Raw genomic sequence first — 13,311 nt, forward strand, 5'->3', positions numbered from 1 at the left:
AAATGGATAGATTACCAAAAATTGCATTACCAGTAGTTTTCGCTGTTATTTTAGTGATAATATTAATTTCAAAATCGGCCGTCACAATTGGTTCCGGAGAGGCAGGGGTTTTATATAGAACCTTCGGCGGAGGTGTTGTTACTGATCAACCGCCTTTAGGTGAAGGGTTTCATTTAGTTGCTCCTTGGAACAAGGTCTACGTTTACGAAGTAAGACAGCAGGAGCTTTTTGAAAAAATGAAAGTACTTTCTTCAAACGGTCTTGAAATTCAAATTGATGCCTCAGCTTGGTATCAGCCAGTCTCAAATGAACTAGGTAATTTACATCAGAATTTAGGTGAAAATTATTTGGATAGAGTTATTAAACCTGCAATACGCAGTGCTGCTCGTAGTGTTGTTGGGCGTTATACTCCAGAGCAATTGTATTCAAGTAAAAGAGATGCAATTCAAGATGAGATTTTTGCTGAAACTAAAAAGATTTTAGATAAGCAAAATGTACAATTAAATGAAGTACTTGTGCGCGATGTAACACTTCCAAATACTATTAAGGAAGCAATCGAAAGAAAGTTAAGACAAGAACAAGAATCTTTAGAATATGAATTTCGTTTAGTCACTGCAAAAAAAGAAGCAGAAAAAGTAACAATAGAAGCTCAAGGTAAAGCAGATGCGAACCGTATTTTAAGCGCTTCTCTAACTGATAAAATCCTACAGGATAAAGGCATAGATGCCACATTAGAGCTTTCAAAATCACCAAACTCTAAAGTTATTGTGGTTGGTTCAGGAGATTCAGGACTTCCATTAATTTTAGGAAATAACTAAAATTCGCTTTTTTGTAAAGAAATTAAGTTATAATTTTGCCACATAATGAGAAATTTAAATACACATCATCATATCCATATACACGCTCAGGCGAGGTAAGGATATTTTGTGTATTTCAAAATAAGAAAAACCCGTTTGAGCAATCAAACGGGTTTTGTTTTTTATCCTTTTTGATTGTTTGGACATTAAAATTTAAAAATGACTAAGATTAGAATTGCTATTCAAAAAAGTGGAAGACTAAATGAAGATTCACTTAAAATTTTAAAGGAAGCTGGGATTTCGATTGATAATGGGAAAGACCAATTAAAGGCTATAGCTCGTAATTTTCCATTAGAGGTGTTTTATTTGCGAAATGGTGATATACCGCAATACCTAAGAGATGGGGTTGTAGATATTGCCATAATTGGTGAGAATGTACTGATTGAAAAGGGAGAGGGTATTACTATTGTAGAGCGACTAAATTTCTCTAAATGTAAAGTATCATTGGCTATTCCTAAGGCGGTTAACTACAACTCGTTAGATGACTTTGAAGGTAAGCGCATTGCAACCTCTTACCCAAATACAGTTAAAAAATACTTACAGCAAAAGGGAGTTAATGCCGATTTGCATATTATTAATGGTTCTGTTGAAATTGCCCCTAACATTGGATTGGCTGATGGTATTTGTGATATTGTCTCTAGTGGTAGTACACTTTTTAAAAATGGTTTAAAAGAAGTAGAAGTAATGCTTAAAAGTGAAGCGGTTTTAGCCGTTTCACCGGAAATTAGTGAAGAAAGAAAATCCCTTTTATCAAAACTCCAATTCAGAATTCAATCTGTATTGCGTGCACGACAGTCCAAATACGTATTGTTAAACGCTCCAAATGATAGTTTAGACGCTATTTTACAACTTTTGCCCGGTATGAGAAGCCCTACGGTATTGCCTCTCGCAGAAGCCGGTTGGAGCTCGGTTCATACGGTTATTAATAAAGATACTTTTTGGGAAGTAATTGATGAATTGAAGTCCGCAGGGGCTGAAGGTATTTTAGTCTGTCCAATTGAAAAAATGGTGTTGTAATGAAAAAGATTTTCAGCCCAGATAAGAAGGATTGGAATAAAATCCTAAAAAGGCCAACTAGTACTGTTGCTTCCATTGAGACCACAGTAAATACTATTTTTAATGAGGTTCGACAAGAAGGTGATTCTATTTTAAGAAAATACACTTCACAATTTGATAGCGTTTCACTAGATAATTTTCTTGTAACTACATCAGAATTAGAAGAAGCCAAAGATTTAGTTTCTGAGGATTTAAAAAATGCTATTCAATTAGCTAAATCAAATATTGAAATTTTTCATAAGGCCCAAGTAACAAATAGGGTAGAGGCTGAAACAAAACCAGGTGTGCTTTGTTGGCAAGAAAAAAGGCCCATTCAAAAGGTAGGCCTTTATATTCCTGGTGGTACAGCCCCATTATTCTCCACTATTTTAATGTTAGCTGTTCCTGCAAACATTGCAGGTTGTAAAGAAATTGTTCTATGCTCGCCTCCTGATAATGAAGGAAAATTAAATCCTGCAATTTTATACACTGCACAGTTATGTGGTGTGACTAAAATCTTTAAAGTTGGAGGAATCCAAGCTATTGCAGCAATGACTTTTGGAACCGAAAGTATTCCACAGGTTTATAAAATATTCGGACCTGGAAATCAATTCGTAACTGTTGCCAAACAAATAGCTACTAAATTTGGTGTTGCTATTGATATGCCTGCCGGGCCAAGCGAACTTCTCGTAGTTGCTGATGATACTGCAGATGCGGCCTTTGTAGCCTCTGATCTGTTAAGCCAAGCAGAACATGGTATTGATAGTCAGGTTATTTTGGTGTCTACCTCTAAAGAACTCATTTTAAAGGTTGAAGAAGAAATAGTAAAACAGGTCTTTGACTTGCCCAGAAAAGAGATTGCAGAAAAAGCAATAGCCAATAGTAGATTGATTTATGTAGAAGATGATAAAACTGCTATTGATTTAATTAATGAATATGGTCCTGAGCATTATATCGTTTGTGTTCAGAATGAAGAATTCTATTTAAAGAACACTTTCAATGCGGGATCTGTTTTTATTGGAAACTTTACTCCTGAAAGCGCAGGCGATTACGCCTCAGGTACTAATCACACCTTGCCAACAAATGGCTATGCAAAACAATATAGTGGTGTGAATTTAGATAGCTTTTTAAAGAGTATGACTTTTCAAAAAATAACAAAAGAGGGTATTCAACAAATAGGCAGTACCATTGAGATTATGGCTGAAGCTGAAGGTTTACAAGCACATAAGAATGCTGTAACCTTACGATTAAAAAGTTTAAAAGAGTAAGATGGGTTTCAATTTAGAAAATATAACTAGAGAAAACATAAAGGGTTTAAAACCTTACTCTTCAGCTCGTGATGAGTATGTTTCAAAGGGTTCTGAAATGGTATTTCTAGATGCAAATGAAAATCCAAATAGCAATGGTTTTAATCGTTACCCAGACCCACATCAGCGAAGTTTAAAATCAATTTTAGCGAACCAAAAAAATATTGAAGAATCACAAATATTAGTAGGTAATGGTAGTGATGAAATTTTAGATTTACTATTCAGGGTATTTTGCGAACCAAAAATAGATAACATTATAACTTTACCTCCAACATACGGAATGTACAAGGTTTTAGCGGGTATTAATGATATTGAGAATAGAGAGGTGTTTTTAAACTCTGATTTCCAGCCTAATATTGATACCATCGTTGCCAACGTTGATGATAAAACGAAATTACTCCTCTTGTGTTCACCAAATAACCCTACCGGTAATTTGATTGAAGAGAACAAAATTAAAATCCTTCTTAAGGAATTTAAAGGTTTAGTGATTATCGATGAGGCCTATATAGATTTTGCTAGTGCCACATCTTGGATTGACTGTCTTAATGAATACCCTAATTTGGTTGTTACACAAACATTATCTAAGGCATATGGCATGGCCGGAATTCGATTAGGTATGTGCTACGCATCAGAAGCCATAATAAATTTACTAAAGAAGATAAAACCTCCTTATAATGTTAATGTACTGACTCAAAATCAGGCTATTAAAGGGGTTTTAAATATGGCTGAAGTTGCTAATCAGGTGGCCGAAATTTTAAACGAACGGTCGCATCTGCAAAATGCTTTGGAAGAAGTACCTTTTATTCAAACTATTTATAGTAGTGAAGCAAATTTTCTTCTAGTTAAAGTAGATGATGCTAATAAACGCTATCATCAATTACTAGAAAGGGAAATTGTTATCCGTAACCGAAGTAAACAACCCTTATGCGATAACACCTTAAGATTTACTATAGGTACACCAGAAGAAAATATAAAACTTATAAATGCACTTAAAGCAATTAAGTAATGGCACAGAAAGTATTGTTTATTGATCGTGATGGAACTTTAGCCAAAGAACCTCCCGTAGATTATCAATTAGATAGTTTTGAAAAGTTAGAGTTTTATCCTAAAGTCTTTACTTTTTTGGGAAGAATTGCCAAAGAACTAGATTTCAAATTGGTGATGATAACCAATCAAGATGGATTAGGAACAGCTTCATTTCCAGAGGAAACATTTTGGCCCGTTCATAATTTTGTGTTGAAATCTTTTGAAAATGAGGGTGTATTTTTTGACGAAGTATTAATTGACAGAACTTTTCCTCACGAAAACGCTAATACTAGAAAACCCGAAATTGGATTGGTAAAACACTTTCTGACGGAAGGATATGACCTGGTAAATTCGTTTGTAATTGGTGATCGTTTGACTGATATGGAATTGGCTAAGAACTTGGGGGCAAAAGGTATATTTATTCATGACCAAATTGATCTAGGTGTCGATGAAATAACAGTTGCTAAGACTGACCTTTCAGACTATATCTCATTGGAAACCAATGACTGGGAAAGCATCTATGAATTTTTAAAACTTTCAATTCGTGTCGGAGAAACCCATAGAAAAACTAAGGAAACAGACATACGAGTTTCATTAAATTTAGATGGAACAGGTGAAAGCGATATCAAAACAGGACTCTCATTTTTCGACCATATGCTAGATCAAATAGCACGACATGGTCAAATGGATTTGAAACTACATGTCAATGGTGATTTAGAAGTGGATGAGCATCATACTATTGAAGATACGGCTATTGCTTTAGGAGAAGTATTTCATGAGGCATTGGGCACTAAATTAGGTATTGAGCGTTATGGGTTCTGCCTGCCTATGGACGATTGTTTAGCACAGGTAGCAATTGATTTTGGAGGAAGAAATTGGTTAGTCTGGGATGCTGATTTTAAACGCGAAATGGTAGGCGATATGCCTACCGAAATGTTTTATCATTTTTTTAAATCATTTAGTGACGGTGCTAAAGCTAATCTCAATATTAAAGCTGAAGGAAAAAACGAACACCATAAAATTGAATCAATTTTTAAAGCTTTTGCAAAGTCAATTAAAATGGCTGTTAAACGTGATGTTGAAAAGATGGTTTTACCATCAACAAAAGGGATGTTGTAAATGAATTTGGTAATAATTGATTATGGTGCTGGTAATATTCAGAGCATAAAATTTGCTTTTAAACGCCTTGGGATTGAAGCAGAATTAAGCAATGATATTGAAACTATTAAAAAAGCCGATAAAGTTATATTCCCTGGCGTAGGTGAGGCGAGTAGTGCTATGAAAAAACTAGATCAAAGCGGACTTAAAGATTTAATTCCAAATCTTAAGCAGCCTGTTTTAGGTATTTGCCTTGGTATGCAATTAATGTGCAATTCAAGTGAAGAAGGGAAAACAAAAGGTCTTGGAATTTTTGATGTAGACGTTATAAAATTTGATTCAGGCGTAAAAGTCCCTCAAATTGGCTGGAATAAAATTAAAAAACTAAAATCGCCACTATTTAACAATTTGAAAGAAGATTATGCGTACTTAGTTCATAGTTTTTATGCCGCTTTAGCGGCAGAAACAATTGCTATTAGCACCTATGGGGTGAACTATAGCGCAGCTTTACAAAAGAATAATTTTTATGGCACACAGTTTCATCCAGAAAAATCTGGAGAATATGGAGCTGAAATTTTAATGAACTTTCTTAAGCTATAGCTAATGAGAATAATACCAGCAATAGATATTATAGATGGTAAATGCGTACGTCTTTCTAAAGGAGATTACGACACAAAAAAGATTTATAACGAAAACCCGTTAGAGGTCGCTAAATCTTTTGAAGCCCATGGAATTGAGTATTTGCATTTGGTTGATTTAGATGGTGCTAAATCAAAGCATATTGTAAATCATAGAGTTTTGGAACAAATTGCTTCAAGAACTAAATTAAAAATTGACTTTGGTGGAGGATTAAAATCTGATGATGACTTGCGTATTGCTTTTGAGTCTGGTGCCCAACAAATTACCGGAGGAAGTATAGCTGTAAAAGATAGAACAACGTTTTTGCGGTGGTTGAATGTTTACGGAACTGACAAAATAGTTTTAGGGGCTGATGCATTAGATGAAAAAGTAGCTGTTTCAGGCTGGCAAGAAGAATCCAACGAAAAATTAATTCCGTTTGTTCAAGAATATCAAAAAATCGGAATCAAATACGTGATATGTACCGATATTTCCAAAGATGGTATGCTAGAAGGTCCTTCATTTGATTTGTACAGCAAACTTTTAGAAGCAACCAAGGTTCATAAAACTAGTGTTACGGGTGCAGGGGTTGAAGATTTTGAAGAAATAGGGATTCATTTAATAGCAAGTGGTGGTATTTCGGAATTTGATGAGTTACCTAAGCTAAATGCCTTAGGTTGTGAAGGCGTAATTATAGGTAAAGCTATTTACGAAAATAGAATTAGTTTAAAACAATTAGAACAATTCATTTTAGAATCCTGAATATGGAAAATGAAGCAATAAAAGAGTTTGTTGAGAATACGATGTACCGATTAGACGAAAGCAGTCGTATGATTGCTATAGCTTTTGAAAGTATTAATGAAAAACAAGTCTGGTTGAGGCCAAATGATTCATCAAATAGTATTGGGAATTTGATTTTACATTTATGTGGTAATATTACACAGTATGCAATTTCATCACTCGGTGGAAAAGAAGATGTTAGGAATAGAGATATTGAATTTGAAACAACTTCGGGCTTTTCAAAACAAGAGTTACTTATTAAGCTTTCTGATACCATCGCACATGCAAAAGCAACTATTGAGAATGCTACGTCAGAACAATGGTTAAAGAAAAGAGAAGTACAAGGGTTTCATTTTTCTGGTATTGGAGTCATTCTTCATGTAGTTGAGCACTACTCTTATCATACTGGACAAATAGCTTTTTGGGTGAAACAACTTGAGAATAAACAACTTGGTTTTTATGACGGATTGGATTTAAATATTAAAAACCAATAGTAAATGTTGACAAAAAGAATAGTTCCCTGTTTGGATATTAAAGATGGCAGAACCGTTAAAGGGGTGAATTTTGTTGATTTACGTGATGCTGGTGATCCAGTTGAACTAGCGCAGCGCTATGCGAAAGAGGGGGCTGATGAATTGGTATTTCTAGATATTTCAGCAACCGAACAAAAACGTAAAACTTTGGCTGGTATGGTTTATAACGTTGCTGAGAAATTAAATATACCCTTCACTGTGGGCGGAGGAATATCAGCTGTTGAAGATGTAGATATTTTACTTAAAAACGGAGCTGATAAAATTTCCATAAATTCTTCTGCTGTTAAGCGCCCTGATTTAATCAATGAATTGGTAGCTAAATTTGGTTCACAATGCATAGTTGTGGCAATTGATGCTAAGGAAATTGAAGGAAATTGGAAGGTGCATTTGGTGGGTGGAAAAGTCCCAACAGAATTGAATTTATTTGAATGGGCAAAGGAAGTCGAGCTTAGAGGTGCAGGAGAAATACTTTTTACATCAATGAATCATGATGGCACAAAGAACGGATTTGCTAACGAAGCTTTGGCTCGTTTGTCTGACGAATTAAATATACCAATAATTGCATCCGGTGGTGCGGGCACTATGCAACATTTTGCTGATACTTTTATAAATGGAAGGGCAGATGCCGCATTAGCTGCCAGTGTATTTCATTTTAAAGAAATTGAGATAAGAGATTTGAAGAATCAATTAAAAAGGGACGGTATTCCTGTACGTATATGAAAATAGATTTTAATAAAAACCAAGACGGACTAGTTCCGGCAATTATTCAAGATGCTACTACAAAAAATGTACTCATGTTGGGGTATATGAATGAAGAAGCATTTGGGGTAACACAAGAAACTAAAAAAGTTACTTTTTTTAGCCGGAGTAAGCAGAGATTATGGACTAAGGGGGAGGAGAGTGGTAATTTTTTAATTCTAGTAGATTTTAAAGTAGATTGTGATAACGACTCGCTGTTAATTAAAGTTAAGCCCCAAGGGCCTACTTGTCATACTGGTTCTGATACTTGTTGGAATGAAACAAATGAGAGTTCTTTTGGGTTTCTGTCAGAACTAGAAGGTATTATAGCTTCGAGAAAATCTAACATCGCAAATGATGAAAGCTATGTGGCTTCTCTTTTCAGAAAAGGGATTAATAAAATAGCTCAGAAAGTTGGGGAAGAAGCTGTTGAAACAGTAATTGAAGCCAAAGACGACAACGATGATTTATTTTTATATGAGAGTGCCGATTTGTTATTTCACTATTTGATTTTACTTCAAGCTAAAGGATTTAGCTTAAAAGATATTGAAGCGGAGTTAAGAACAAGAAAAAAATAGTTTCATTAGTTATTCATCGTGAATTAGCTTATAGTCACTTTTTGTTTATATGCCATCTATAACCAAAGTTTAATATTGCTTTTGATTCGAATGATATGTCCGAGCCAGAATCAAGAGGGTTATATTCCAACGAAATAATCCAATATCCTTTTTTCTTATTGGTGAAACTTGACTGTAAATAAGTGTTAAAAGGAAAAGGTCGAACCCCAAGAACTACTTGGGTATTATTAAATTTTCGACCAACTCCAATTTTGCCTGTAACTAGAGACGGTAGAGCAAACCCTGCTTGATATTCAAAAATAATGTCATTTTTACTAATGTAGGTTCTTCCCCATAGTACTGAAGTGCCAGGAAAAATACCATCAATACCAAGATCATCCCCTATTAAGGCTACACCAAAATTCCATTCCACAAATGAATTAAAAGTTTTATTTGTTGTTGTTTCTTGTCCTTTACTTTCATTGATTAACGTTAAAATAAAGAGTGCTATTAAAATCAGTTTTTTCATACTTTTTAATTACTAAAAGTTCCAGTAAAGTAAATCTGATTGAAACATATTCTAACGGACTTCTATAATTCTTTCCGTGCAAATAATATGTAATATAGGTAAATGCATGGAAATTTAGCTAGTTAAAAGTGATAAGAAACTATTACGTATATTCAAGAGTATGCGTGAAAATACATTTTATCTTGTCTTAAGTCAATTGTTTAAATAGGTCAAAAGATGGACTAATTTCTATTATTCAATTCCGATGTACCTGTCAAATCTTGAATAATCGATTTTGGGCTTCCTTTATAGTTTAAAGTACTAGCGCCCGATGCTTTAATATCAATGGTCTCATTAACTGTTAAAAAAGCATCGCTTGAACCAGAAAGGTCAATGATTAAATCATTAATTGATAAATCATAGTTTTTAACCGTGCTACTTCCAGATAGTCTAGCGTTTAAAGAATTTGCACTTCCAAACAAATCTAAATCAGATGCTCCACTAGCCTGTACTTCCAATTCCTTTGCCATAAGCCCACCTGTAAAATTAGAGGCCCCGGACATCCTTATATTACCAATGTCCGTTATCCATTCATCTTCAAGGGCAAGGGTTGTAGCACCAGAAAGGTTAAAATTCAAAAGGTTGCTTGTAGTGATATAAGCTCTAAAGGTGGGGTTTCCTTTAACTTGCAAATTGTCCTTAGGTCGAATCTTCAATGTAGTTTCATCCACCCGAACAATTAATCTATCCTGAAGGTTACTATTGGTTTCAATTTCTATACGTTCTTCAGTTTCCGAAAATCGTACAAATACTTCAAAGGCACCACCTACTTCTAAACCGTCATAGTTAGTAAAAGAGAATTCCCTAGAAGTGACTTGACCAGATGCACGAATGGTATTTTTTTCACATGATGTTAGTACTAAATATACGGCCAATAAAAGGCCAGGAATCATTTTTGATTTCATTTTGATTGCTATTTACTTTTGTATTAGATGTCGAAAATCTATTCCTGAATAATTACCGGAATCCATCGCAAGGGTACTTGAAACTTTCTCTTTCTTCCTATATGTATATAGACCTGACTTCCTTCGGTAAAAACCCTAGTCGTATTAATTATTTTTTCCTTCTTGACTGCGTGTTTCACGATATTTGTTTTAGATTGAATGATTGATGATTTTTATTAATCTATTTTTTTCTTATAGCGATTTCTACCCATATTAAAAATCCCAAGTTTTACTCCAATTCCTCCGGAGAAACCATTGATACGGTCAACGGGGCTATTTGTTAGCTCTATTTTGCTTGAAAAACGATATTTTATCCCTGCCTCAAACTGGACATATCTAGAAATATTAAAAAGGGCACTCATACCCGGTTCCAAAACAAACACTGCATCTACATCATCTTCATCAATATCAATATCTTCATCTCTTCTCACTGCATCACCATCAATATATCCGACAGCGCCACCTCCAATAAGTAATGGAAAAGAAAGATTCACCTTAGATTTACTAAAAAAGATTGGTTCTAAGTGTAACCCTCCATATGCGGCAAATAAGTCTTCGTTGATAGTATTAGTTGCATTAAAAATGTTTTGCTCCGAGTATAGAAACTTGCCCTCAAATCCAACTTCAAACTGCTGGTTAGCTACATATGCCAACTTTAGGCCTCCAATATAAGTGTCTTCACCTTCGATTTCTCCATACGACATATTAATACCAAAATAGACTCCATGCACGACGTTTTTGCGGTCATTAAAAGTGATATATTCTCCTTCATCTTCTTGAGCATAGGTTTGAAAGCTAATAAAAAGAAGAAGTACAAGTATGCGCGTTTTTTGATTGTTCATTTTGTAAGGTTTTGTGATTCTTGATTGATTGTAATAAAGACAATTTAAATTTTCAAGGGTTGCATCTTTTGATAAAAAATTTATTCCTGAAGAGTTATAATACCCTTTAATCCATTTATGACGATTGACCCCATCTTTTCATCACCATAAGTAGCTTCAATTTCTCTCAGTTTTCGACCTTTATCTAGAATATTAGAGTTTACATTTTCAAAAGACTTTGGTAAACGTACTACGCCTTGTTCTAAAGTAGCTTTAAACACATGAGAAAAATCGGTCACTACTAATATAACCTCAGAAGATTCTTGTTCTATGGAAATTTCGGTAGCAGGTTCCAGAATTTTGGAGATTCTGAAATCAGCAATCTTCATACTTAAATCCACATCTTTGGACAAGCTTTTAATCTCCATGGTACTAAACTTCAAATCCCCATAAATAGTACCAATTTCATCGGCCAGAATATCATCTTTGTTAGAGTATAACTCTAAAGAGTTTACAGAATTCATGTTTATTTCAGTTCCGCTACTATTTAATCTCAAGCTTTTAGAATTGTTCATTTCTAATTCTCCATTTTTAAGGTTTAGGCTAGCATAATCCATATCCTTGGCGCGTAGCTTACCAAATTTTAAAATAATATCTGCCTTGCTCAAATTCTCACCTAACCAAAGGTCACCATGTTCTATTAGAGCGTTTAGTTGACCACTCCAACCATCAATTATAACATCACCAAAACGATTGGTTACCTTAAGTTTTATCTCTTTCGGTAAAAACACCTCATAATCAATTTGTACATGACTGCGGTCACTATCAATGGGATTGGCATTATTAAATAAATCTGCAAACCAACCCGTATTTCTATTGTCGATTTCTGATACCACAAAAACATTATCACTGCTGGATTTAAAATTGGGATTTACTCGCTTCAATAAATCTTTGGCATTATCCTTCTTTTTATGATTGACCTTAATAGAAATTTTTATGGAAACTTCATTCTTATCCCATCCTGTCAGGTTAATGCTGCCATACTTGTTCTCTAATTGCAAAGATCCTGTGTCGGTAAGGGGAAAGGTCTTCTCTACGGTTTTAGATAGACTTTCTTGGCCTATAGCTAATTGCACCGAGAATAGCACGAGGACTATCCAAAAGGTTTTTTTATAATGTGTACCCATAATCTTCTTCTTGTAATTTAGAATCATTTATCTGCTTCAATAAATTTTCAATGAGTTCAATTCGTTTTTTGTAATTAGCCACTATTGCCTCTAACACACGCTCATTGTCTAGGTTGTTTCGCATTTCTATGCGTAAGGTTTTATATTCAGCATCAAGTTCATCCATAAAGGATAAAAACTCAGCTTTATCATCATCGGTTAGGTTAGGGCTGTTTTGCACCAATTTCACTTGATACGATACCAAATTCTGATAGTGTATATCAATATCCATCAGTTCTTTGCTGGCATACTGCGTTTGTTCGCCGCCACTAAAAACGGAAAGCCCAATAAAACTGCCTATCCCGATAAGCAAGAGAAAACTTGCAGCAATTCTTATTATTGGCGATTTCCAAAGTGGAATCACCTTTGGTTCTTCTTTTTCAAGCTCGGTGGAGATATTGGCCCACATTTTAGTCCGGTCTGCCTTATGCTCATCAAACTGAGCGGCGTTATCCCTTATATGTTTTTCAAAATTGTCCATTACAATTCTTTAATGATTTCTACTAGTTTTTTCTTCGCTCTATGATATTGCGATTTCGAGGTCGCCGTAGCTATCCCCAATATTTCTCCTATTTCAACATGATCGTATCCCTCAATGAGGTATAAATTGATAATCTGTTTGTATCCTGCTGGCAATTGGGCAATACCCAATTGTACTCTTTTAATATCTACAGTATCTACTTCAACTGGTTCTTCATCAGTTAGATGAAATTCATGGGCATCCATGGGTACTACTGCAATGCGTTTTGCTCTTAGGTAGTTGATACTTTTATTAATAACAATGCGCTTTAACCATGCACCAAAAGAGCTTTCATATTTAAATTTTTTTAAATTTTTAAAAGCATCAACAAAACTGTCTTGCACCACATCTTCAGCATCTTCTTTAGTACCCAAAAACCGCATGCTCACGTTGTACATTGCATCTACATAGAGCTCAAATAGCTCGTATTGTGAACCACTATGGCCTTTCTTGCAGCTTTCTACAAGCGATTTATGCGTAAAACGGACTTCGGTCGTCAAAGGGTATTAAAGGTTGATGTGTGTTACTAAAGACAATTGCAAAAGTAAAGGGTTGCACCGAAGCTAAAAAAAAATTGAAAATATGAAAATGTACTACCTCAAGGCAGAGCCATTGAGGTATAAGAAACAAGATTGCTACGTGGCCACAATAAAAAAATAAGTCTTTTCTGTTATGGCTCTTGG

The 13,311-nt window shown here is 34.7% G+C and carries 17 protein-coding genes; 10 read left to right on the forward strand and 7 right to left on the reverse strand.

The features are described 5' to 3' along the window. Nucleotides 1-2 precede the first annotated feature (2 nt). The 10 genes from RM520_RS07395 to hisIE all read left to right on the forward strand — a co-directional run bounded on the left by RM520_RS07395 (nt 3) and on the right by hisIE (nt 8,570). Nucleotides 3-818 (forward strand): prohibitin family protein, encoded by an 816-nt coding sequence (locus tag RM520_RS07395; RefSeq protein ID WP_311385081.1) that lies wholly within the window; start codon nt 3-5, stop codon nt 816-818. 198 nt (nt 819-1,016) lie between these two features. Continuing rightward, entirely contained in the window at nt 1,017-1,874 is an 858-nt protein-coding gene (gene hisG / locus RM520_RS07400) for an ATP phosphoribosyltransferase (RefSeq protein WP_311387519.1), read from the forward strand. Continuing rightward, nucleotides 1,874-3,160 (forward strand): histidinol dehydrogenase, encoded by a 1,287-nt coding sequence (hisD, locus tag RM520_RS07405; RefSeq protein WP_311387520.1) that lies wholly within the window; start codon nt 1,874-1,876, stop codon nt 3,158-3,160. Before hisG ends, hisD begins: the two co-directional genes overlap by 1 nt. Before the next feature lies 1 nt (nt 3,161). After that, nucleotides 3,162-4,205, forward strand: a complete 1,044-nt coding sequence (gene hisC, locus RM520_RS07410; RefSeq protein ID WP_311387521.1) for a histidinol-phosphate transaminase — start codon at nt 3,162-3,164, stop codon at nt 4,203-4,205. After that, complete coding sequence (gene hisB, locus RM520_RS07415) at nt 4,205-5,344, forward strand: bifunctional histidinol-phosphatase/imidazoleglycerol-phosphate dehydratase HisB (RefSeq protein WP_311387522.1); 1,140 nt, start codon at nt 4,205-4,207, stop codon at nt 5,342-5,344. Before hisC ends, hisB begins: the two co-directional genes overlap by 1 nt. After that, nucleotides 5,345-5,923 carry an imidazole glycerol phosphate synthase subunit HisH gene (gene hisH / locus RM520_RS07420; RefSeq protein ID WP_311387523.1) on the forward strand — a complete coding sequence of 193 codons (579 nt, stop codon included), beginning with the start codon at nt 5,345-5,347 and terminating at the stop codon, nt 5,921-5,923. It begins immediately after the preceding gene. 3 nt (nt 5,924-5,926) lie between these two features. Then, entirely contained in the window at nt 5,927-6,703 is a 777-nt protein-coding gene (locus RM520_RS07425; protein WP_311387524.1) for a 1-(5-phosphoribosyl)-5-[(5-phosphoribosylamino)methylideneamino]imidazole-4-carboxamide isomerase, read from the forward strand. A 2-nt stretch (nt 6,704-6,705) separates the two neighbouring features. Then, nucleotides 6,706-7,215 carry a DinB family protein gene (locus RM520_RS07430; RefSeq protein WP_311387525.1) on the forward strand — a complete coding sequence of 170 codons (510 nt, stop codon included), beginning with the start codon at nt 6,706-6,708 and terminating at the stop codon, nt 7,213-7,215. Nucleotides 7,216-7,218: 3 nt separating this feature from the next. Then, nucleotides 7,219-7,974: an imidazole glycerol phosphate synthase subunit HisF gene (hisF, locus tag RM520_RS07435; protein WP_311387526.1), complete on the forward strand. Its 756-nt coding sequence runs from the start codon at nt 7,219-7,221 to the stop codon at nt 7,972-7,974. Then, nucleotides 7,971-8,570 carry a bifunctional phosphoribosyl-AMP cyclohydrolase/phosphoribosyl-ATP diphosphatase HisIE gene (gene hisIE, locus RM520_RS07440; protein ID WP_311387527.1) on the forward strand — a complete coding sequence of 200 codons (600 nt, stop codon included), beginning with the start codon at nt 7,971-7,973 and terminating at the stop codon, nt 8,568-8,570. The genes hisF and hisIE overlap by 4 nt, the downstream gene beginning before the upstream one ends. 34 nt (nt 8,571-8,604) lie before the next feature. Here hisIE and RM520_RS07445 read toward each other — a convergent pair whose 3' ends face one another. The 7 genes from RM520_RS07445 to RM520_RS07475 all read right to left on the reverse strand — a co-directional run bounded on the left by RM520_RS07445 (nt 8,605) and on the right by RM520_RS07475 (nt 13,128). After that, nucleotides 8,605-9,078, reverse strand: a complete 474-nt coding sequence (locus RM520_RS07445; RefSeq protein WP_311387528.1) for a hypothetical protein — start codon at nt 9,076-9,078, stop codon at nt 8,605-8,607. A 221-nt stretch (nt 9,079-9,299) separates the two neighbouring features. Next, nucleotides 9,300-10,022 carry a head GIN domain-containing protein gene (locus RM520_RS07450; protein WP_311387529.1) on the reverse strand — a complete coding sequence of 241 codons (723 nt, stop codon included), beginning with the start codon at nt 10,020-10,022 and terminating at the stop codon, nt 9,300-9,302. Nucleotides 10,023-10,060: 38 nt separating this feature from the next. Continuing rightward, the gene (locus tag RM520_RS07455) at nt 10,061-10,201 is read right to left on the reverse strand and encodes a hypothetical protein (protein ID WP_311387530.1); all 141 of its coding nucleotides are present in this window, start codon (nt 10,199-10,201) and stop codon (nt 10,061-10,063) included. A 36-nt stretch (nt 10,202-10,237) separates the two neighbouring features. Further along, on the reverse strand, nt 10,238-10,903 hold the full coding sequence (locus RM520_RS07460) for a hypothetical protein (protein ID WP_311387531.1): 666 nt from the start codon (nt 10,901-10,903) through the stop codon (nt 10,238-10,240). Between the two features lie 80 nt (nt 10,904-10,983). Next, nucleotides 10,984-12,069 carry a hypothetical protein gene (locus RM520_RS07465; RefSeq protein WP_311387532.1) on the reverse strand — a complete coding sequence of 362 codons (1,086 nt, stop codon included), beginning with the start codon at nt 12,067-12,069 and terminating at the stop codon, nt 10,984-10,986. Beyond that, nucleotides 12,053-12,589, reverse strand: coding sequence for a hypothetical protein (locus RM520_RS07470; protein WP_311387533.1), 537 nt, complete (start codon nt 12,587-12,589; stop codon nt 12,053-12,055). Before RM520_RS07470 ends, RM520_RS07465 begins: the two co-directional genes overlap by 17 nt. Next, the gene (locus RM520_RS07475) at nt 12,589-13,128 is read right to left on the reverse strand and encodes an RNA polymerase sigma factor (RefSeq protein WP_311387534.1); all 540 of its coding nucleotides are present in this window, start codon (nt 13,126-13,128) and stop codon (nt 12,589-12,591) included. The genes RM520_RS07470 and RM520_RS07475 overlap by 1 nt, the downstream gene beginning before the upstream one ends. Nucleotides 13,129-13,311: the final 183 nt, after the last annotated feature.

Origin of the sequence: Croceitalea vernalis (assembly GCF_031846405.1) — a bacterium.
GTDB lineage: Bacteria > Bacteroidota > Bacteroidia > Flavobacteriales > Flavobacteriaceae > Croceitalea > Croceitalea vernalis.

Excerpts from the sequence above, each read along its gene's own strand:
- RM520_RS07395 (WP_311385081.1), top strand. The coding sequence starts at position 3 with ATGGATAGATTACCAAAAATTGCATTACCAGTAGTTTTCGCTGTTATT.
- hisG (WP_311387519.1), top strand. The coding sequence starts at position 1,017 with ATGACTAAGATTAGAATTGCTATTCAAAAAAGTGGAAGACTAAATGAA.
- hisD (WP_311387520.1), top strand. The coding sequence starts at position 1,874 with ATGAAAAAGATTTTCAGCCCAGATAAGAAGGATTGGAATAAAATCCTA.
- hisC (WP_311387521.1), top strand. The coding sequence starts at position 3,162 with ATGGGTTTCAATTTAGAAAATATAACTAGAGAAAACATAAAGGGTTTA.
- hisB (WP_311387522.1), top strand. The coding sequence starts at position 4,205 with ATGGCACAGAAAGTATTGTTTATTGATCGTGATGGAACTTTAGCCAAA.
- hisH (WP_311387523.1), top strand. The coding sequence starts at position 5,345 with ATGAATTTGGTAATAATTGATTATGGTGCTGGTAATATTCAGAGCATA.
- RM520_RS07425 (WP_311387524.1), top strand. The coding sequence starts at position 5,927 with ATGAGAATAATACCAGCAATAGATATTATAGATGGTAAATGCGTACGT.
- RM520_RS07430 (WP_311387525.1), top strand. The coding sequence starts at position 6,706 with ATGGAAAATGAAGCAATAAAAGAGTTTGTTGAGAATACGATGTACCGA.
- hisF (WP_311387526.1), top strand. The coding sequence starts at position 7,219 with ATGTTGACAAAAAGAATAGTTCCCTGTTTGGATATTAAAGATGGCAGA.
- hisIE (WP_311387527.1), top strand. The coding sequence starts at position 7,971 with ATGAAAATAGATTTTAATAAAAACCAAGACGGACTAGTTCCGGCAATT.
- RM520_RS07445 (WP_311387528.1), bottom strand. The coding sequence starts at position 9,078 with ATGAAAAAACTGATTTTAATAGCACTCTTTATTTTAACGTTAATCAAT.
- RM520_RS07450 (WP_311387529.1), bottom strand. The coding sequence starts at position 10,022 with ATGAAATCAAAAATGATTCCTGGCCTTTTATTGGCCGTATATTTAGTA.
- RM520_RS07460 (WP_311387531.1), bottom strand. The coding sequence starts at position 10,903 with ATGAACAATCAAAAAACGCGCATACTTGTACTTCTTCTTTTTATTAGC.
- RM520_RS07465 (WP_311387532.1), bottom strand. The coding sequence starts at position 12,069 with ATGGGTACACATTATAAAAAAACCTTTTGGATAGTCCTCGTGCTATTC.
- RM520_RS07470 (WP_311387533.1), bottom strand. The coding sequence starts at position 12,589 with ATGGACAATTTTGAAAAACATATAAGGGATAACGCCGCTCAGTTTGAT.